We start from the raw sequence: 19,342 nt of genomic DNA on the forward strand, positions 1-19,342 counted from the left end.
AGGTACGTGCCCGACGATCCGTAGTGAAAGTGATATGGGTAACAGCATTCTTGCACACTTCTGCCCCGGGTTCCGGCCCGGTGTTGTTCGCCCCTAGGCTTGGGCAACGGTGGAGCCGCGCACCACCAGCTGTCCGGGCAGCACCAGATGCGAGGCATCCAGCGGTTCACCCTCGATGAGCCGGCGCAGCTGCCGGGCGGCCCCGCTGCCCAGCCCTTCGGCGTCCAGGTTGATGCTGGTCAATGGAGGATTGGTGGTGGAGGAGTAGGGAAGGTCATCGAACCCGGCCACGGCCAGCTCGTCGGGAAGCTGCAGCCCGGCCACCCGGGCCTCCTGCAGCACCCCGTAGGCGTGGGTGTCGGTGGCGCAGCCGATCGCGGTGATCCCCTGCGCCTGCCACTGCGGCCACGCGGCGGCGAAACCGGCGGCCGCCTCTCCCACGTCGATGGTGGTGGCGATCACCGCCCCCTCGGGCAGCTGCATTCCGTGTTCGTGCACGGCATGGGTGAAGGCCTGCTGGCGCTGGCGCAGGGTGGCGGTCCCGGTGTTCGCATCCAGGTACGCGACCTTGCGGTGCCCGAGTCCGGCGAAGTGTTCGACCATGTCCCGGGCCCCCTGGGCGACATCCAGGTTGACGGCCGGCACCTGCGGCGGGGCGTCGGGGGCGTCGATGGCCACCACCGGGATGGGTGAACCCAGTTCGCTCAGGAACTGCCGGTTTGGCGCATCGATGAGCAGACCCGCCGGACGCAGGCCCAGCAGCCGGCGCACCTCCGGGACGCTGGGGGACTGGCCGGGATCGGTGACCGAAAGCAGCAGCTGGTAGTCCGAACCCAGGACCTTGCGCACCCCGGCGATCAGCCGGGCGAAGAAGGGGTTGGAGATGTCCGGAGCGACCATGATGACGGTGGAGCTCACACCCCGGGCCAGGGAGCTGCCGATCCCGTCCACCACGTACCCCAGATCGCTGATGGCCTGGCGCACCTTTTGCACGTTGCGCTCGGAAACCCGTCCGCTGGCCTTGCCGTTGGCCACCAGGGAGACGGTGGCGGTGGAGACCCCGGCCGCGCGGGCCACCATGGCCGCGGTGACGCGGCGTGGCGGCCGTTCGCCGGTGCTGGGGTCCTTGGGATTCATGTCACTATCCTATCCGCTGCGCCCCGTGGGGCAGGTGGACGCGGGAACCCCAAACCCGAAGCCAAGTTAAGCGTTTGACGTAAAGCGCTTAACGGAGCAGAATCTTCCCAGAACCAAGCTCTGTACCGGCCCCAGCGGCCGGTTCCCCAATGATGTGGAGGACCTGATGGCCGTGACGAACCCCGATGCGCCGCGCAAGATCATCCTGGACTGCGACCCCGGGCATGACGACGCGGTGGCACTGCTGCTGGCCCACGGCAACCCGCGGATCGACCTGCTGGCCGTCACCACCGTGGTGGGCAACCAGACCCTGGAAAAGGTCACCGCCAACGCGCTGGCCGTGGGAACCATCGCCGGAATCACCGGTGTTCCCTTCGCCGCCGGTTGCGCCCGGCCGCTGGTGCGCACCATTGAAAACGCCCCCGACATCCACGGGGATTCGGGGATGGATGGACCGCTGCAGCCGGAACCGGCCATTGAACTGGATCGGCGCCACGCCGTGGACCTGATCATCGAGACGATCATGAGCCACGAACCGGGGGAAATCACCCTGGTGCCCACCGGCGGGCTGACCAATATTGCGCTTGCCGCCCGCAAGGAACCACGCATCGTCGAGCGCGTGCGTGAAGTGGTGCTCATGGGCGGGGGCTGCCATGTCGGCAACTGGTCGGCCGTGGCCGAGTTCAACATCAAGATCGACCCCGAGGCCGCGCACATCGTCTTCAACGAATCCTGGCCGGTGGTGATGGTGGGTCTGGACCTGACGCACCAGGCGCTGGCGACCGACGAGGTCATCGAACGGATCGAAGCGGTGGGCACCGCCCCGGCCCGCTTCGTGCGCGAACTGATGGACTTCTTCAAGGCCGCCTACAAGGACGCCCAGGGCTTTGACGCCCCACCGGTGCATGACCCCTGCGCAGTTGCCTACGTCATCGACCCCACCGTGGTCTCCACCGTCAAGGTGCCGGTGGACATCGAACTGTCCGGCGCACTGACCCTGGGCATGACCGTCGCCGACTTCCGCGCCCCGGCCCCCGCCGACTGCAACACCTCGGTGGCAATGGAGCTGGACCACGAACGCTTCTGGGACCTGGTGATCCAGGCGCTGCACAACATCGGTGAAGTCCAGCTGCCCACCGCACAGAACGCCGGTGCCCGGTGAGCGCCCCAGCGATGCCGGGAACCGACCGGCGCAATGCCGCGGGGTTGATGATCGCCCTGCTCACCGCCTGCGTGGCCTTCCAGCTCAACGCCTCCATGCTGTCCCCGGCCCTGGTCACCATGGGCGAGGAACTGAACGCCGACCAGGCCTCCATCGGGCTGAGCCAGACCTGGTTCTTCACCACGGCGGCACTGTTCTCCCTCTTCCTGCCGCGCTTCAGCGATGTGGTGGGGCGCAAGCGGGTGCTGGTGGGCATGATGCTGGCCACCGCCGTCGGTTCGATGATCGCGGCGCTGGCCCCCAACATCGGGTGGCTGTTCGTCGGGCGCATCATCCAGGGTGTCTCCGGGCCCACCGTGCCGCTGTGCCTGCTGATGCTGCGCAGCGCGGTGAGCGACCCGAAACGCTACGGCACCCTCATGGGATTGATCCTGGCCGTGAACGGCGGGGTGGCCGGGGTGGACTCCTTCCTCGGCGGCTACCTGGCTGAGAACTTCGGGTTCCGCTCGATCTTCTGGTTCATGGTCGTGCTCGCCCTGCTGGCCACCGTCGCGGTGGCGATGCTGTGCACCGAAAGCAAGCCGCAGGCGGGGACCGGCATGGACTGGCGCGGAGTCATCTACATTGTGATCGCCGTGGGTGCGCTGCTCACGGCCCTGAACGAGGCGGCCACGCTCATTGGCGCCTTCAGCACCGACACGCTGCTGATTTCACTGGCGCTGCTGGCGCTCGCCGGACTGTGCTTTGCCGCGTTCTGGCGCACCGAACAGCGGGTCGCCGAGCCGATGGTGCAGATCCGCCATCTGCGCCTGCGTTCCACCTGGGCGCCGTTGTTGACCACCCTGCTGACGATGACCGGTATTTTCGCCGTCATCAACGGGATCATCCCGGCCTTCGTCCAGGCCGCCGAGCCCGGCTTCGGCATCGGGGCCACCCAGACCGCGCTGCTGATCCTGACCCCGTACGCCCTGCTGGGCTGGGTGTTCGGCCCCATCAGCGGACGGCTGGCCCCGGTCCTTGGCTACACCACGGTGCTGCGCGCCGGAATGATCGGCTCCATCCTGTCCCTGGTGCTGATCCTGGTCCTTGGCCTGAACTCCCTGCCGTGGATGATCGCCGGCAGCGCGTTGTTGGGCATCTGCTATGCCGGTACGGTGAACATCATGCTCAACGGACTGGGCGTGGTCCTCTCACCCCCGGGCAACCCGGGCTTCCTGCCGGGGATGAACGCCGGGGCGTTTAACCTCGGTGCCGGGGTCAGCTTCCTGCTGCTGCCGGCCGTGCAGGTGGCCGCGGCGCCGCTGGGCATACACGGGTCCTACCTGGCCGTGCTGGTCACCGGCCTGGTCATTACCGTGCTGGCCCTGGCCACGTCGTTGTTGATTCCCAAGCCCGTCGATGCGGAGGTCGAGGCATGAACGCCACACCAGGACGAGAAATTATCGTAGTCGGATCGCTGAACGCCGATTTGGGGATCTACACCCAACGCCACCCCCAGCCGGGGGAAACCCTGCACGGGCACGGCTTCAACGTCGGGCCGGGCGGCAAGAGCGCCAACCAGGCCGTGGCCGCCGCAAAACTGGGGGGCCGGGTGGCCCTGATCGGAGCCGTGGGCAACGACGCGAACGGTGCGATGCTGCTGGATTCCTGCCGGGCCGCCGGAGTTGACGTCTCCAGCGTCTACCGCCGGGGACAGGTGGAGACCGGGGTCGCGGTGATCACGGTGGATGCCAGCGGTGAGAACACCATTGTCATTTCCGCCGGCGCGAACGGCACCCTGGACCGTGAGGATGTGGAGCAGGAGGAGCAGCGCTTTGCCCAGGCCGGCGTGGTCTGCCTGTGCCTGGAGGTTGACCCCGATACGGTGCTGGCCGCCGCGCAGGCCGGCCAGCGGCATGGCGCCACCGTGCTGCTGAACCTTTCCCCCTACGCGGAGGTGGAACCGGCGCTGGTCCAGGCCACCGACGTGCTGCTGGTCAACGTGCATGAGGCTTCCCAGTTCCTGGGCGGGCAGCCGCTGCCCGATGCCCAGGCGCCCCTCGCGGCCTGGTCTGCGGTGACCGATCTGCTTAGCACGCGGGGGATCAGGAATGCGGTCATCACCCTGGGCAGTGAAGGATCGGTGGTGCTCCAGGCCGGGATCGAGGCGGTGCGCATCGCTCCGACCAAGGTCAAGGCGATTGACACCACTGGTGCCGGGGATGCGTTTACCGGGGCGCTGGCCGCACGGCTGGCCGCCGGGGATCCGCTGCACAGCGCGGCGGCCTACGCTTCGCGCAGCGCCGCGCTGGCCACCACCGCCAAGGGAACCCAGGCCGCCTACCCGGATGCGGGCCGCCTGGAAAGCAGCTTCGGCACCTCCCAGGTCTAAGGCCACTTCGGCGTCATTCTGCAACGCCTTGGAAGCTCGCTGACTTGACTGTATTCCCAGACTGGAATGTGATGTTGGAGCGTAGTCATGGGAGAGATTGTCACGTCGCCTTGGTAAACGCTCAATCGGGTGTACTGCTCCTGTGCTTATCCCTAGTGTCGTGAGCAAGGTGAGCCGGAGCCGCCGGCGCACCGTGCTTGTGGAAAGGGGAACATCATGACGCACGTAAGCTCGATGCTCGAGACCTACCCGAAGGACCTGGCCGGGGTGGATCGCGAAAAGTTGGCCGCCTGCATTGCCGCCTGTTTTGAATGCGCCCAGGTCTGCACGGCCTGCGCCGACGCCTGCCTGGCCGAGGACATGGTGGCAGAGCTTCGCACCTGTATCCGCACCGACCTGGATTGTGCCGACATCTGTGCCGCCACCGGCGCGGTGCTGACCCGGCAGACCGGGGCGAACCCGACCCTGCTGCGCTCCATCCTCGAAGCCTGCCAGGCCGCCTGCGAGGTGTGCGCGGAGGAATGCGAACGCCACGCCGAGATGCACGAGCACTGCCGCATCTGCGCCGAGGCCTGCCGCCGCTGCGCCCTGGCCTGCGCCGACCTGCTGGCATCCATGGCCTAGGCCAAGCGCCCCCGGCGTCGGCGCTGCCGCCGGCGCCCCGCTCAACGCCGTCGAGCCCCCGCCCCGTGGCGGTGCCCGGCGGCGTTGTCTCATTCCGGGGGCCGAATACGTGCGGAAACCGCTGGATTTTGTGATACCGATTAATGCCAAAGGCTCCGGCGATTACATAGACTGTTATCAAAGTTCAAGTCACCCCGACTAAGGATGTGTCATGGCTGTCAAAACTCCCCATCAGAACGTCACCTTCGACTCGGTCGACGGCGAGGCCCACGGATACCTGGCGGTGCCCGAATCCGGGCGCGGACCCGGGGTGATTGTGATCCAGGAATGGTGGGGCCTGACCGACCACATCCGCGACGTGGCAGACCGACTGGCCGCCGAGGGGTTCGTCGCCCTGGCCCCGGACCTCTTTGGCGGCTGGATCACCCATGACGGGGATGAAGCGGCCAAGATGATGAGCGAGCTGCCCGAGGCCGAAGGCGCCCGGCTGCTGGCCGGAGCCGTGGACTACCTGCTGGGACGCGAGGAGGTCACCTCCACCAGGGTCGGTGCGATCGGCTTCTGCATGGGTGGCGGCTTCGTGCTGAACCTGGCCGCCCAGCAGGGGGAGAAGATTTCCGCCGCCGTCCCGTTCTACGGGGTGGGCCAGGCGGTGCCGGATGACTACACGGGCGTCGAGGCCGCCATCCAGGGCCACTACGCCATCCATGACGGGTTCTACCCCGTCGAGGACGCCCGGGCCCAGGAAGAGCAGATCCGCCGCGAATCCGGGGCGGAGGTCACCTTCTACTACTACGACGCGGACCACGCCTTCCACAATGACCAGAACCCGGCGGGCAACTACAAGCCCGAATACGCCCGGCAGGCCTGGCAGCGCTCGGTCGAATTCCTCAAGAAGCACGCCGGCTAAGGACTTTCACGTGGCACGCATCACATAGAGTGGTGTGCACAAGCGCGTGCTACGCACAGAACTGGAACATCAACCCAAGGAGAAACGCATTATGTCTGAAACCATCATCGTGGGCGTTGACGGCTCGGAAACCGCACTGAAGGCCGCGCGCCGCGCCGCCGACCTGAGCGCCAAGCTCGGTGCCGAACTGGTCGTGGTGACCGCCCACGCCTCGGACAACACCGAGGTCGTCTCCATCGGCTCGGACACCTGGATCCTGGATGACGCCGAGCAGGCCCGCAAGCTGGCCGAGCGTGTGGCCCGCGACGTGCGCGACGCCCAGCCCGAGGCCAACGTCTCCGCCGCCGCCGGACACGGCAAGCCTGCCGAGGTGCTGATCTCCGAGGCCAACTCCCGCAACGCCTCGATGATCGTGGTCGGCAACGTCGGCATGCGCGGCCTGGGCCGCGTGCTGGGTTCGGTCGCCTCCTCGGTCGCCCATTCGGCACCGTGCGATGTGCTGGTTGTGAAGACCGACAAGTAGGACACTGCGCACCGCGGATGCGTGGCCACCGGGATCCGGCGGCCACGCATTAGTCTTTAAGCGTGCAACAGCTACGCATTACCTACGCCGCCGGGGTGGTTCCGGGCAAATGGATTGACCGTTTCGCCCAGCGCTACCCGCAGATCGAGCTCAGCGCCCGGCGCCACGACGCCGGGCCGATCCTGGAGGAACTGTCCGCCGGGCGCGCCGATGTGGTGTTCGTGCGCTACGCGCCCGGGCAGTCGCCGAAGGACGAGACCCGCCACGTGATCCCGCTCTACCAGGAGCTGGAGGTGGTGTGCGCCGCCCGTGAGCACGACGTGGAGTACTACGACGAGAGCATTCCGGCCGCCGAGGTGGAAAAGTTTGCGCTGCTGGACCTGGCGGACTACCCGCCCGAGCGCGGCGGGGTGGAGATGGCGCTGGAGGTGGTGGCCAGTGGCGCGTTCGTGGCCCGCATGCCGATGAGCCTGGCCCGGCTGCACGCCCGCAAGGATGTCATCCACCGCGTGATCGAGGACGGGCAACCCACCCAGATCGGCATCAGCTGGCCGGTGGACGCGGCGAACCTTGAGATCGTGGAGGAATTCATCGGGGTGGTGCGCGGGCGCAGCGCCACCAGTTCCCGGCAGGCCTCGGTGCGCCAGAAGCAGCAGCACCAGGCCCGCACCGAACGCAAGGCCGGGCGCAAGCCCGCGGCGGGCGGCAAGCCGTCCCCGGGACGCCACCCCAAACCCCGCAAGCGCCGCTAGCCCCGCCCCGGTGCGCCGCCCGCTAAAAGTCTAGTGGGGCAGGGGTTGGGCATGAGAAGGTGGGGTCATGGAGCAATTTGAGACACTGAGCCTACGCACCCAGGGCAGCGCCCTGATCGTCACCATCAACCGCCCCGCGTCGATGAACGCACTGGCCCTGGAGGTCGTGGAGGACCTGGAGAAGCTGGTCACGCACCTGGCGGGCACCGGGTTCGAGCACCGCGGCGTGGTGCTGACCGGGGCCGGGGAGAAGTCCTTCGTGGCCGGGGCGAACATCGTGCAGATGAAGGACATGGACGCCGACGCCGCCGACGCCTATGGCCGGCGCATGCACCGGGTCACCGAGGCGCTGGAGGCCCTGCAGGTCCCGGTCATCGCCGCGGTCAACGGCTTCGCCCTGGGCGGGGGCTGCGAACTGGCGCTGGCCTGCGACTTCATCTACGCCGCGGAGAACGCCAGCTTCGGCCAGCCGGAGGTCAACCTGGGCCTGGTGCCCGGGTTCGGCGGGTCGGTGCGCCTGCCGCGGCGGGTGGGCGTGGCCATGGCCCGCGAACTGATCTTCACCGGCCGGCGCATCAAGGCCGCCGAGGCGCTGCGCATTGGACTGGCCAACCGGGTGGTGCCGGCCGCGGAGCTGATCGACACGGCGGTGGCCACCATCGAGGAAATCGCCGCCGTCTCCCCGATGGCGGTGGCCAACGTGAAGGGGGCGATCAACCAGATCGCCGACACCGACGTGCACGCCGGACTGGACCTGGAGGCCGCCAGCTTCCGCAAGGCCTTCACCACCGAGGATTCGGTGGAGGGCCGGGCGGCGTTCGTGGAGAAGAGGAAAGCGCAATTCCCGGGCAAGTGATCCGCTACGGCACGCACCCGGACCAGTACCTGGAGGCGCACCTGCCCGCGGCGGCCACCGGGTCCGGGGCCGTGCTGATCATCCACGGCGGCTACTGGCGCACCGGCTACGACGCCGGCCTGGGCCGGCCCCTGGCCGCGGACCTGGCCCGGCGCGGGGTGGCGGCCTACAACCTGGAATACCGCCGTGGGCCGGGCAGCGCCCGGCAGATGGTGCAGGACGCGCGCACCGCGCTGGGGCTGATTCCCGCCGACGGGCCGCTGAGCGTCATCGGGCATTCGGCCGGCGCCCAGCTGGGTTGTGTGCTGGCCGCCGCCGAGCCGCGCATCACCCAGGTGATCAGCCAGGCCGGGCTGCTGGATCTGCAATTGGCCCAACGGCTGCGGCTCAGTGACGACGCGGTGCCCCTGATGCTGGGCGACACCCCGTTGGCCGAGGTCAACCCCGTGGCGCTGTGGCCGATGCGGGCGCGTGTCATAATCTTTCATGGGAGCCAGGACGAGGATGTTCCGCTGCAGGTGGCCGAGCAGGCCGCCGCACAGGCCCGCGCCCGCGGCCAGGAGCACCGCACCGAAATTTTCGGCGGGGACCACTACACGTGGATTGACCCGGCCAGCGACCAGTGGCGGGCCTGCGTCGCAGAACTGGCACCCTGGCACTTTGGAGGAAGCACATGAACCCGACGGTGATCGGTGAGGCGCTGGTCGATGTCCTGGCCCCCGGGATTTCCCCGCCCCAGGAGTTCGTGGGCGGCAGCCCGCTGAACGTGGCCGTCTCGCTGGCCCGGCTGGGCTACCCCGGCACCCTGGTTTCCCGGTGGGGGCAGGACGAGAAGGGGCGCACCATCGAGCAGCACCTGGCCGAGAACCAGGTGAAGTTCCTGGGTGGCGCCGATGACAAGCCCACCGTGATCGCCCATGGCGTGCTGGACCCGGCCGGGGGAGCGACGTTCGCCTTCAACGCGTTCTGGCAGATGCCCACCCTGGTCACCGAACTGGATCCGGGCAGCCAGCTGGTGCACACCGGCTCGATCGCCACCCTGTTCAGCCCCGCGGAGCTGCTGCCGCTGATCACCCGCGCCCGGCAGCACGCGACCATCAGCTACGACCCGAACCTGCGCCCCTCGCTGGTCTCCAACCACGCCCAAACGGTGGCCGAGGTGGAGCAGTTCGTCGCCGCCGCGGACGTGGTGCGGGTTTCGGGCATCGACCTGCGCTGGCTCTACCCGATGCGCTCGGTCAAGCAGACCGCCCGCGCCTGGCTGGAGCTGGGACCTGCCATGGTGGTCTCCACCGCCGGTTCGGCCGGGTCCTTCGGGGTGGTGCGCGCCGGAACCGTGGAACAGCAGTCCAGGCTGGTGGAGGTCACCGACACCGTGGGCGCCGGGGACTCGTTCACCGCGGCGCTGCTGTGCTGGTTCGCCGACCACGGGCTGATCGGCGCCGGGCAGCGTGAGCGGCTGGCCGCGGTGAGCCTGCAGGAGCTGCAGGCCGCCCTGGACTTCGCCTCGAAGGCCGCGGCCGTCACCGTCACCCGGGCCGGGGCGAACCCGCCCTACCGCCGGGAGCTGGCGTGATCAAGATGATCGCCTCCGACCTGGATGGCACGATCGTCTCGGGAACCGGGCAGATCTCGGCCCGCACCCGGGACGCGTTCCTGGCCGCCCGGGCCGCCGGGATCCACATCGTCTTTGTGACCGGACGGCCCTACCGCTGGCTGACCCCGATCGTGGACGCCTTTGGCGGGCTGGGAACGGTGATCTGCTCCAACGGGGCGGTGCTGTACGACCTGGAAAACGACCAGGTGCTGTGGGCACAGACCATCGACATCGCCACCGCCCGCCAGGCCCAGCAGATCATCCTGCACCATGAACCCCAGGCCAGCTTCGCCGCCGAAACCACCAAGGGCCTGCACCTGGGCCACGGGTTCGCCCAGGCCGGGCGCACCCTGGGCTCCCTGGCGGAACTGGACCTGCACAGCCAGGAGCTGGACACGGAGGGGATCGTGAAGTTCCTGGCGCGCTCGCCGGGGCTGCCGGTCGAGGAGTTCTACCAGGCCGTGTACCCGGATTTGTCCCAGCTGCTGTGGCTGACCCATTCGGCCACCGACGTCTCGCTGCTGGAGATGGCGCACCTGGAGATCCACAAGGCGCACACGCTGGATGAGTACGCCCGCAAACTGGACATCAAGCCCGAGGAGATCATGGCGTTCGGGGACATGCCCAATGACATTGAAATGCTGCAGTTCGTGGGGCATGGGTATGCGATGGCCGATGGCCACCGCGAGACGCTGGCCGCCACACGGCTGACCGCCCCGCCGTTTTCCCAGGACGGGGTGGCCCAGGTGATCGAACGGCTGCTGAAGTGAAGTACGGTTTCAGCCACCGCGGGTACCGCCGCGGCGCCGAGGAGAACACGCTGGCCGCGTTTCAGCGCGCCTATGCGGCCGGGATCCGCCATTTCGAAACCGACGTGCGCGCCACCAGCGACCAGGCCGTCTATGCCTTCCACGATGAAACCCTGGAGCGCATCACCGCCGGGACCGGCCGGTTCAACGACCTGAGCGCCGAGCAGGTCGGCGCGCTGCGGGCCGGAACCGAGCCGCTGGCCACCCTGGAAGAGCTCATCAACGCCTTCCCCGATGTCATGTTCAACATCGATGTGAAGGACGTGGCGGTCATTGCGCCGCTGGCCAAGGTCATTGAGCGCACCGCTAGCCATGACCGGGTGGCGCTGGCCTCCTTCGACACCGCCCGCACCCGGGCCACCGCCCACCTGCTCTCCCGCCCGGTGCGCACCAGCCCGGGCACCCGGGAAATGACCCGCATCTGGCTCTGGGCCCACCTGATCGGGCGGGTTCCGGCGAAATACCCCAAGGAGTTCTGGGCCGTCCAGGTCCCCCGGCGCCACGGCATGATCCCGGTGACCACCGGGCGCTTCATCCGCGCGGTGCGTCGTTCGGGCATGCAGGTGCATGTCTGGGTGGTCAATGACGAGCCGAGCATGCGGCGGCTGCTGGATCAGGGGGTGGATGCACTGGTCAGCGATGAGGCGCAGCTGCTCAGCCGGGTGCTGCAGGACTACCCCGGGTAGCGCTGCCGCCAGCTGAATTATCCGGCAAACCGCAGCCTCGCGCGCATGCCTCAGCTTCGATCGCCAAGCTCATCCCCGGCAGCCCCGTGGCTGGGGACTCTGTGCGGGTGAACGCGCCCGGGACCGCTACCCGGAGATCTGCAGGGTCTGCAGGATCTGCGGGGCAAAGTGCTCGATCTCCGTCGGTTCGGCCTCCACCAGCAGCCGCAGCCAGGCCTCATGCTGGGCCAGCGGGGCGATCAGGCAGGCCGGGTCGATCAGCGCGTAGAGCTCGTCCGGGGTGCCGTAGGCGGAGAACTCCTCCAGGTAGGCGAACAGCGCCCGCATGATGCGCTCGTCCTGGATGTCGCAATCCCACTGCTGCTGCATCGCCGCCAGCGGCTGGGCCAGGGAGGAGAACGGGTGGGCCCAGTGCCCGGCCCCCAGGTTCAGGATCCGCCCGTGCAGCCCCACCTCCGGGGGAATGACCACCTGGTCCAGGCCGAAGGCGCCGTGTTCCACGCTCAGGGGAACCGGGGCCTGGGCCAGCACCTGGCAGGCTTCGGCCAGGGCCGGGGTGCCGGCATACAGTTCGTCGGCCTGTTCACCGGTGATCGCCAGCGGGTGCCCGTTTTCCAGGGACACGTGCAGCATCAGGGCCTGGTCGAACTGCTCGGGCAGGAACTGCGGATCCACCACCGGCATCCCGGCGTCAAAGAACGTCTGTTCCTGGCCCATCAGCCCCACCTGCAGCGAGGCCAGCGAACGCAGGGCAAATTCCCAGCTTTCCACGGTTTCGCCCAGGGCCTGCACCGTGTGCCCGAAGTCGGGGCTGAGCAGGTAGCCGGCGGTGCGGTCGATGGCCAGGGGCATGACCACCCGTTCGGGCAGCAGCTGCCCGGCCGCCACGGTGATCGCCGCCTCGGCCGTGAGGCCCGGGGCGGTGGCGGTGAAGATCAAATCGGCGGCGTCGGTGCGCACCAGGGCGCTGATCTGCTGCAGGGTGGCGGGCCAGAAGTCCACGTCCCCCTCACGTTGGATGCCATAGGCCTCGCACGCGGCATCGATCCAGGCGGCGGTGTCCTCACGCCATTCATTGCTGTTCCACACGTCTATCCAGTGAGCCACGTATTCCATCGTAGTATGTCGCCGCAAGCCCCCGATGTTGCTACCGTGGGGCTGACGGCCAGTTTGTCCTCCACCAAAGGATTTTGCCTGTGAACTCTTCGCGTCCGATGTACCGACACCGTGACTTCAAAGCCGTGCTCTTCGACCTGGACGGGGTGCTGACCCCCACCGCCCAGGTGCACCGCGAGGCCTGGCAGGAGCTGTTTGACCGGTTCCTCTCGGCCCGCCACCCCGAGGCGGCGCCCTACACCCTGGATGATTACTTCACGCTGGTTGACGGGCGCCCGCGCTACGACGGGGTGCAGGCGGTGCTGGATTCGCGCGGCATCAGCCTGCCGCACGGCACCGGGCGGGACCTGCCCGGGTTTGAGACCGTGTGCGCGCTGGGGAACCTGAAGAACGACGTGTTCATCGACATCCTGGAACGGGAGGGCATCGCCCCCTACCAGGGGTCCTTGGACTTCTTGAACCAGGTGCTGGATGCCGGGCTGGACGTGGCGGTGGTCTCCTCCTCGCGCAACGCCCGCACCGTGCTGAACGCCGCCGAGCTGGCGGACTTCTTCCCCACCGTCGTCTCGGGCACCGAGGCGACGCTGCGCCAGCTGCCGGGCAAGCCGGCGCCGGACACGTTCCTGGCCGCCGCCCGGGACCTGGGCTGGCGCCCGGAGGAGTGCGTGGTCATCGAGGACGCGGTCTCCGGGGTGCAGGCCGCGGTGGCCGGCGGCTTCCGGGTGATCGGGGTGGCCCGGGAAAACAACGCCGCCTCGCTGGCCGAGGCCGGCGCGGACTTTGTGGTCACCGACCTGTCCGAGGTGATGACCGACGAATCCGGGGATGCGCTGAGCTACGACCCGTGGTCCATCACCCTGGATGAGGCGCGCGACGACGAGGGTGCCCAGAACACCGTGTTCTCCCTGGGCAACGGCTTTTTGGGGGCCAAGGCCCCGATGCTGGGCGTGGGGGACCAGGTGGGGGGCAGCTTCATCAACGGGCTGCACGAGACCTGGCAGATCCGCTACGCGGAGAACGCCTACGGGCTGGCCTCCACTGGGCAGACGATGATCGCGGCCCCGGACTTCCGCACCATGCGCGTGTACATCAACGACGAGGCGCTGGAGGTGGGCCGCACCGAGATGGTGCGCGATGACCTGCGCCTGGACTTCCGGGACGGCACCCTGGTCTCCACCACGCTGTGGCGCACCGCCGAGGGCCACCGGGTGGCGGTCACCAGCCGCGCCATGGTCTCCTTCACCGACCGGCACCTGGCGGTGGTGGACGTGAACGTGCGCCTGCTCGACGCGCCGGGGCACGTGGTGGTGCAGTCCTCGGTGATCGGCATCCCGCCCACCACCCTGGTGCCCACCCCGGCGGACCTGGATGCCGGGGAACCCTCCCCGCTGGATCCGCGCAAGTCCGAATCCACCGGGCAGAACCCGCTGCAGCCGGCCGGGCACTATGAGCGTGACGGGCGGGCGGGGCTGTCCTACATTGTGCGCGGTTCGGGGATGAGCGTGGCCACGGTCGCCGAACACCGGGCCAGCCTCACCGGCGGCTCGCAATCCAGGATCCACACCACCACCGATGTCAGCGCGGAGCGTTCGGACCATGTGGCCAGCGCCTCGCTGCAGCCCGGGCAGGGTCTGCGGCTGAGCAAGTTCGTGGCCTACCACTCCTCGCGGCGGCACACCGCCCGGGAAATGCTGGCCCGCTCGCACCGCGCCCTGGGCCACCTGGTGCCGCGCGGCGCCGATGACCACTTCCGCGGCCAGCGCACCTACATGGGCGAGTTCTGGCAGCGCAGCGACGTGCGGGTGGACAGCGACGACAAGACGCTGCAGCGCAAGATCCGCTGGAACATCTTCCAGCTGGCCCAGGCCTCGGCCCGCGCCGACGGGCTGGGGATCTCGGCCAAGGGCACCAGCGGCAACGGCTACTCCGGGCACTACTTCTGGGACACCGAGATCTATGTGCTGCCGTTCTTGACCTACACGAACCCGCAGTGGGCGCGCAACGCGCTGCGGGCGCGGGTCTCGATGCTGCCGGCGGCGACCCGCCGCGCGCAGATCATGAACGAGGACGGGATCCTGTTCCCGTGGCGCACCATCAATGGTGAGGAGGCCAGCGCCTACTACCCGGCCGGCACCGCCCAGTACCACATCAACGCTGACATCGCCTACGCGCTGAACCGCTATATGAACGCGACCGGGGACGTGGAGTTCCTGCGTTCGGGCGGCGCGGAGATCCTGGTGGGCACCGCCCGGATGTGGTCCTCGCTCGGGTTCTGGCGCACCACCGGAAGCCGGCAGAGCTTCCACATCCACGGGGTGACCGGACCGGATGAGTACACCGCGATCGTGAACGACAACGTCTACACGAACGTGATGGCGCGCTTTAACCTGCGCTGCGCCGCGGACATGCTCGACACCCTGGCCAACCGCTTCCCGCGCTTCCACGCCGAACTCACCGAGCGCCTGCAGATCCGCGAGGGGGAGGCCGAGAACTGGCGCAAGGCCGCGCACTGCTTCCACATCCCGTTCTCCGAACGGGTGGGCATCCACCCGCAGGACGAGCACTTCTTGAACCGGGAGATCTGGGATGTGTCCAACACCGACCCGGCGAAGCTGCCGCTGCTGCTGCACTACCACCCGCTGGTGATCTACCGTTTCCAGGTGATCAAGCAGGCGGACACGGTGCTGGCCCTGTGGCTGCGCTCCAGTGACTTCACCGATGCGGAGAAGCTGGCGGACTTCAACTACTACGACCCGCTGACCACCGGGGACTCCTCGCTCTCCGCGGCCGTGCAGTCCATCGTGGCCGCGGAGGTCGGCTACCGGGACCTGGCCTACGAGTACTTCCAGGCGGCGCTGAACGTGGACCTGGAGAACTCGCACCGCAACACCGCCGACGGGGTGCACGTGGCCTCCACCGGCGGGGTGTGGGCGACGCTGATCTACGGATTCGCCGGCATGCGCGATGACGGGGACGTGCTCAGCTTCGACCCCCGGCTGCCGGCCAGCTGGTCCACGCTCTCCTTCCGGCTGGCGTGGCGCGGCTCGATGATCACGGTGCGGCTGAACAGCGATTCCATGCGGCTGAGCATGGAGGGCGGGGCCACCTTGTACTTCGCGGTGCGCGGGAAGAACTACTCGCTCTCGGCCTCCGAGCCGGTGGAGATCGAACTGGACGCCCACGGCCAGGTCCGCGAGGGCAAGCCCAGCATGGAGCACGTGGTGGCGCTGCACAGCGAGGACTCCGCCGACGTCATGCAGCCCCCGCGCGGGTTCTGACCCGCGCGGGCTAGAGCGTCATCTCCTCCAGCTTGCGTCCCTTGGTCTCCTTGACCATGAACAGCACGAACAGGAAGGAGAGCAGCGCGAAGCTGGCGTAGATGCCGTAGGCCAGCTGCAGCCCGGCCTCGGCCAGGGACGGGAACGTGGTGGAGACCAGGAAGTTGGTCAGCCACTGCGCGGCCGCCGCCACGCCCAGGGCCAGGGTGCGGATGGAGTTGGGGAACATTTCCCCCAGCAGCACCCACACCGCCGGGCCCCAGCTGGCGCCGAAGCCGATCACGAACAGGTTCGCGCTGATCAAGGCGATGGTGCCCCAGGCCCCGGGCAGGCTCAGCGCCCCGTCAACGGTCACGGCCTGGGAGAACGCGAGCGTCATGGCCCCCAGGGACAGGGTCATGATCCCGGAGCCGAGCAGCAGCAGCAGCTTGCGCCCCAGCACGTCGATCAGCGAGATCGCGATGATGGTCGCCACGATGTTGGTCACCGAGGTGATCAGCGAGATGGTGAAGGAGTCCGATTCGGCGAAGCCCACCGACTTCCACAGGGTGGTGGAGTAGTAGAAGATCACGTTGATGCCCACCAGCTGCTGGAACATCGAAAGCAGGATGCCGATCCACACCACCGGGTGGAAGCCGAAGCGCCCGATCAGATCGGAGAAGGTCTGGTGGCGCTCCAGGTGCACGGTGGCGCGGATCTCCTCGATCTTCTGCTCGGTCATGGCGCCCGGCTCCATGCCCACATCCCGGGAGAGGACCTGGGCGGCCTCCACGTAGCGTCCGCGTTCGACCAGGTAGCGCGGGGACTCGGGCAGCCGGGAGGCCAGCACCCCGTAGACCACCGCGGGCACCAGCAGCGACAGGTACATCCAGCGCCAGGCCTCCAGGCCGAACCAGCCCACCGCGTCGGCCGAACCCATCACGTACACCAGCAGCGCGCTGACCAGGAAGGCGATGAAGATGCCCACCACGATGCTCATCTGCTGCAGCGAGCCCAGCCGGCCGCGATGCGCGGCCGGGGAGATCTCGGCGATGTAGGCCGGGGCGATCACCGAGGCGAAGCCCACGCCCAGCCCGCCCACGATCCGCCAGATGATCAAATCCACCGGGCCGAAGCAGAACCCGGCGCCCAGGGCGGAGGCGCCCAGCAGGACGGCGGCGATGATCATGGTGCGCACCCGGCCCATCCGCTCGGCCACCACCCCGGCCACCCAGGCGCCGATCGCGGCGCCGATCAGGGCGCAGGAGACGGTGAAGCCGATGGTGACCGCGTTCAGCCCGAACTGTTCCTGCACCGCATCCACGGTGCCGTTGACGATGGAGCTGTCATAGCCAAAGAGCAGCCCGCCCAGGGCCGCGCCCAGCGCGATCCCGATCAGGCGGGCCGATATCTTGCCATCCGTTGTGTGTGAGCTCATGAGCCGATCGTAGCGCGTGGACGGTGCCAACCGTAGGCTTTCGCGTCCGCTGGTTTCCGGCAACCGCTGTTCGCCTGCGGCCGGGGCCGGGGCGTGGGCCGGATCGCTGCCGCGCCAGCGCGCCACCAGGGACATCAGGTGGTAGACCACCAGGGTGGCGATGGTGCCCAGCGCGATCCCGCCCAGCTGGAACTGGCCGAAGCTGATCTCGGAGGTGACCGCGATGGCGATGATCAGGCCCACCCCGGCGGTCATCAGGTTGATCGGGTTGCCGAAGTCCACCCGGTGCTCGATCCACAGCCGGGCCCCGATGATGCCGATCATGCCGTAGAGCACGATCCCGGCCCCGCCGATGACCCCGGCCGGGATGGTGCCGATCAGCGCCCCGAACTTGGGCAGGAACGCCAGCGCCATGGCGGCGATCGCCGCCACCCAGTAGGCGGCGGTGGAGTAGACGCGGGAGGCGGCCATCACCCCGATGTTCTCCGCATAGGTGGTGGTCGCCGAGCCGCCGCCCAGCCCGGCCAGCACCGAGGCGGCGCCGTCGGCCATCAGCGCCCGGCCGTTGAAGCGGGACAGGTCCCGCCCGGTCATCAGCCCCACGGTGCGCACGTGGCCGATGTTCTCGGCGATCAGCACGAACACGGCCGGCAGGAACATCAGCGCGGTGTCCAGGTGGAAGCTGGGGGTGTTGAATTCGGGCAGCCCGAACCAGGGGGCGTCGGCCACCGGGGCGAAGTCCACCTGCCCCTGGGCCAGGGCCACCAGGTAGCCGAGCACCAGACCCACCAGGATCGAGAGCCTGCCCAGCAGCCCCTTGAACACGACGGTGGCCAGCACCACGGCCAGCACCGTGGCGAAGGTGGTCAGCGGAACCTGCTTCATCGGCTCCAGGGTCGCCCCGGCCAGGTTCAGGCCGATCAGCGCCACGATGGTGCCCATCACCACCGGCGGCATCAGCGCGTGGATCCAGCCGGTGCCGGTCTTCTGCACCACCAGCCCGACCACGAACAGCAGCGCGCCGGTCATCACGATCCCGCCCAGGGCCGCGGACATGTCATGGCTGGACATGGTGGCCATCACCGGGGCGATCAGCGCGAAGGAGGAACCCAGGTAGCTGGGCACCTTGTTCGCGGTGATCAGCAGGAACAGGATGGTGGCCACCCCGGTGAACAGCAAGGTGGTGGTGACCGGGAAGCCGGTCAGCGTGGGCACCAGGATGGAGGAGCCGAACATCGCCAGGATGTGCTGGGTGCCGATGGAAATGGTCTGCGGCCAGTGCAGCCGCTCATCCGGGGCGACCACCTCACCGGGGGTGATGGACTTTCCGTCGCCGTGGATCGACCATTTCATGCGTGTTCCTCCTGATTATGGGCCGGGAAGTATCTTACGCTTCGGCCCCCGATTGCGCGAAAAACGCCAGCTCGTGGCGGCTGGAGGTCTCAAAGGCCCGCCACATTGCCTGCCGGGTGCGTTCATCGGCCCGCCGGTAGGCGGCACGCACCATCCCGATCGCCGCCGCGGTGGCCGCATCGAACTCGGCGGAGGAGTAGGTGGCCAGCCACTGCCGGTAGGGGTGTTGCCCGTGCCCGGCCGCCGCCAGCCGGGACCCGACGTCCTGGTAGATCCAGTAGCAGGGCAGGATCGCGGCGATCAGCACCGGGTAGTGGTGCCCGGCCGCCGCCAGGTGGTTCACGTAGTTCGCGGTGGTCTCGCTGCCGTGCGCCGCGGTGTCCAGCGCGAATTCGCGGTGCAGCGCCATTTCCTCCTCGAACGTCGCCGAGGCGGCGGCCGCCCAGAAGCGCTGGGCGGCCGCGTCCGGGGCGATGATGCTGGCCTGGGCCAGCACCTGGGCGTAGCCGCGCAGGTACAGGGCGTCCTGGTTGATGTAGTAGTCGAAGTTCGCCCGCGGCAGGGTGCCCGCCCGCAGCTGGCGGATGAAGTCCAGCTCATCGATCCCCTCCCGGATCCCGGCGATGTCCTGCCACCACTGCTGCATCGGGTCCTGCGCCGGCGCCAGCCCCTGCCCGGACCACAGCCCGGCCAGGTGGTGCACCGGCCCGTGCCCGGCCCCCACTGACAGCTGCCCGGAAGCGGCGATCGC

At 68.5% G+C, this 19,342-nt stretch carries 17 protein-coding genes and 1 pseudogene; 13 read left to right on the top strand and 5 right to left on the bottom strand.

Going from position 1 to position 19,342, the window contains the following annotated elements:
- Positions 1–93 precede the first annotated feature (93 nt).
- Positions 94–1,137 (bottom strand): LacI family DNA-binding transcriptional regulator, encoded by a 1,044-nt coding sequence (locus RCJ92_RS05350; RefSeq protein WP_346922991.1) that lies wholly within the window; start codon positions 1,135–1,137, stop codon positions 94–96.
- A 166-nt stretch (positions 1,138–1,303) separates the two neighbouring features.
- Here RCJ92_RS05350 and uriH point away from each other — a divergent pair, with 166 nt between their 5' ends.
- From uriH to RCJ92_RS05410, 12 genes are all read left to right on the top strand, one after another.
- Positions 1,304–2,299 (top strand): uridine-preferring nucleoside hydrolase UriH, encoded by a 996-nt coding sequence (gene uriH, locus RCJ92_RS05355; protein ID WP_138173190.1) that lies wholly within the window; start codon positions 1,304–1,306, stop codon positions 2,297–2,299.
- Between the two features lie 11 nt (positions 2,300–2,310).
- A complete protein-coding gene (gene uriT / locus RCJ92_RS05360; protein WP_360028990.1) occupies positions 2,311–3,717 on the top strand; it encodes a uridine transporter UriT in 1,407 nt (468 codons plus the stop codon).
- On the top strand, positions 3,714–4,670 hold the full coding sequence (locus RCJ92_RS05365; RefSeq protein WP_446753951.1) for a ribokinase: 957 nt from the start codon (positions 3,714–3,716) through the stop codon (positions 4,668–4,670). The genes uriT and RCJ92_RS05365 overlap by 4 nt, the downstream gene beginning before the upstream one ends.
- Positions 4,671–4,886: 216 nt before the next feature.
- The gene (locus RCJ92_RS05370; RefSeq protein WP_138173186.1) at positions 4,887–5,294 is read left to right on the top strand and encodes a four-helix bundle copper-binding protein; all 408 of its coding nucleotides are present in this window, start codon (positions 4,887–4,889) and stop codon (positions 5,292–5,294) included.
- A gap of 211 nt (positions 5,295–5,505) precedes the next feature.
- A complete protein-coding gene (locus RCJ92_RS05375; RefSeq protein WP_446753952.1) occupies positions 5,506–6,204 on the top strand; it encodes a dienelactone hydrolase family protein in 699 nt (232 codons plus the stop codon).
- A gap of 91 nt (positions 6,205–6,295) precedes the next feature.
- Positions 6,296–6,727, top strand: coding sequence for a universal stress protein (locus tag RCJ92_RS05380; RefSeq protein WP_138173182.1), 432 nt, complete (start codon positions 6,296–6,298; stop codon positions 6,725–6,727).
- A 62-nt stretch (positions 6,728–6,789) separates the two neighbouring features.
- The gene (locus RCJ92_RS05385) at positions 6,790–7,479 is read left to right on the top strand and encodes a LysR family transcriptional regulator substrate-binding protein (RefSeq protein WP_346922646.1); all 690 of its coding nucleotides are present in this window, start codon (positions 6,790–6,792) and stop codon (positions 7,477–7,479) included.
- Between the two features lie 67 nt (positions 7,480–7,546).
- Positions 7,547–8,335: an enoyl-CoA hydratase/isomerase family protein gene (locus RCJ92_RS05390; protein WP_138173178.1), complete on the top strand. Its 789-nt coding sequence runs from the start codon at positions 7,547–7,549 to the stop codon at positions 8,333–8,335.
- Complete coding sequence (locus tag RCJ92_RS05395; RefSeq protein ID WP_446753953.1) at positions 8,332–9,012, top strand: alpha/beta hydrolase; 681 nt, start codon at positions 8,332–8,334, stop codon at positions 9,010–9,012. The genes RCJ92_RS05390 and RCJ92_RS05395 overlap by 4 nt, the downstream gene beginning before the upstream one ends.
- A complete protein-coding gene (locus RCJ92_RS05400) occupies positions 9,009–9,911 on the top strand; it encodes a carbohydrate kinase family protein (protein WP_138173173.1) in 903 nt (300 codons plus the stop codon). Before RCJ92_RS05395 ends, RCJ92_RS05400 begins: the two co-directional genes overlap by 4 nt.
- Positions 9,912–9,916: 5 nt before the next feature.
- Positions 9,917–10,702 (top strand): Cof-type HAD-IIB family hydrolase, encoded by a 786-nt coding sequence (locus RCJ92_RS05405; RefSeq protein ID WP_054821507.1) that lies wholly within the window; start codon positions 9,917–9,919, stop codon positions 10,700–10,702.
- Entirely contained in the window at positions 10,699–11,427 is a 729-nt protein-coding gene (locus RCJ92_RS05410) for a glycerophosphodiester phosphodiesterase family protein (protein ID WP_446753954.1), read from the top strand. The genes RCJ92_RS05405 and RCJ92_RS05410 overlap by 4 nt, the downstream gene beginning before the upstream one ends.
- Positions 11,428–11,553: 126 nt before the next feature.
- Here RCJ92_RS05410 and RCJ92_RS05415 read toward each other — a convergent pair whose 3' ends face one another.
- Positions 11,554–12,534 (bottom strand): hypothetical protein, encoded by a 981-nt coding sequence (locus RCJ92_RS05415; RefSeq protein WP_446753955.1) that lies wholly within the window; start codon positions 12,532–12,534, stop codon positions 11,554–11,556.
- Between the two features lie 89 nt (positions 12,535–12,623).
- On the opposite strand from RCJ92_RS05415, the gene RCJ92_RS05420 reads away from it, so the two are divergent.
- Positions 12,624–15,821 (top strand): beta-phosphoglucomutase family hydrolase, encoded by a 3,198-nt coding sequence (locus RCJ92_RS05420; RefSeq protein WP_446753956.1) that lies wholly within the window; start codon positions 12,624–12,626, stop codon positions 15,819–15,821.
- 10 nt (positions 15,822–15,831) lie between these two features.
- Here the strand turns inward: RCJ92_RS05420 and RCJ92_RS05425 are convergent, their stop codons facing one another.
- The 3 genes and pseudogenes from RCJ92_RS05425 to RCJ92_RS05435 all read right to left on the bottom strand — a co-directional run.
- A complete protein-coding gene (locus RCJ92_RS05425) occupies positions 15,832–17,238 on the bottom strand; it encodes a sugar porter family MFS transporter (protein ID WP_446753959.1) in 1,407 nt (468 codons plus the stop codon).
- Positions 17,239–17,325: 87 nt separating this feature from the next.
- Positions 17,326–18,591 (bottom strand): annotated as a pseudogene (locus RCJ92_RS05430) (uracil-xanthine permease family protein); the annotation flags it as partial.
- Positions 18,592–18,625: 34 nt separating this feature from the next.
- The coding region (locus RCJ92_RS05435; RefSeq protein ID WP_446753957.1) for a TenA family protein at positions 18,626–19,342 on the bottom strand (717 nt) is incomplete at its 5' end.

The sequence above is a fragment of the Glutamicibacter sp. BSL13 genome, from assembly GCF_052928425.1.

Bases quoted from the DNA above. Each gene is read 5' to 3' on its own strand.
- RCJ92_RS05350 (WP_346922991.1), bottom strand. From the start codon at position 1,137: ATGAATCCCAAGGACCCCAGCACCGGCGAACGGCCGCCACGCCGCGTC.
- uriH (WP_138173190.1), top strand. From the start codon at position 1,304: ATGGCCGTGACGAACCCCGATGCGCCGCGCAAGATCATCCTGGACTGC.
- uriT (WP_360028990.1), top strand. From the start codon at position 2,311: ATGCCGGGAACCGACCGGCGCAATGCCGCGGGGTTGATGATCGCCCTG.
- RCJ92_RS05365 (WP_446753951.1), top strand. From the start codon at position 3,714: ATGAACGCCACACCAGGACGAGAAATTATCGTAGTCGGATCGCTGAAC.
- RCJ92_RS05370 (WP_138173186.1), top strand. From the start codon at position 4,887: ATGACGCACGTAAGCTCGATGCTCGAGACCTACCCGAAGGACCTGGCC.
- RCJ92_RS05375 (WP_446753952.1), top strand. From the start codon at position 5,506: ATGGCTGTCAAAACTCCCCATCAGAACGTCACCTTCGACTCGGTCGAC.
- RCJ92_RS05380 (WP_138173182.1), top strand. From the start codon at position 6,296: ATGTCTGAAACCATCATCGTGGGCGTTGACGGCTCGGAAACCGCACTG.
- RCJ92_RS05390 (WP_138173178.1), top strand. From the start codon at position 7,547: ATGGAGCAATTTGAGACACTGAGCCTACGCACCCAGGGCAGCGCCCTG.
- RCJ92_RS05400 (WP_138173173.1), top strand. From the start codon at position 9,009: ATGAACCCGACGGTGATCGGTGAGGCGCTGGTCGATGTCCTGGCCCCC.
- RCJ92_RS05405 (WP_054821507.1), top strand. From the start codon at position 9,917: ATGATCGCCTCCGACCTGGATGGCACGATCGTCTCGGGAACCGGGCAG.
- RCJ92_RS05425 (WP_446753959.1), bottom strand. From the start codon at position 17,238: ATGAGCTCACACACAACGGATGGCAAGATATCGGCCCGCCTGATCGGG.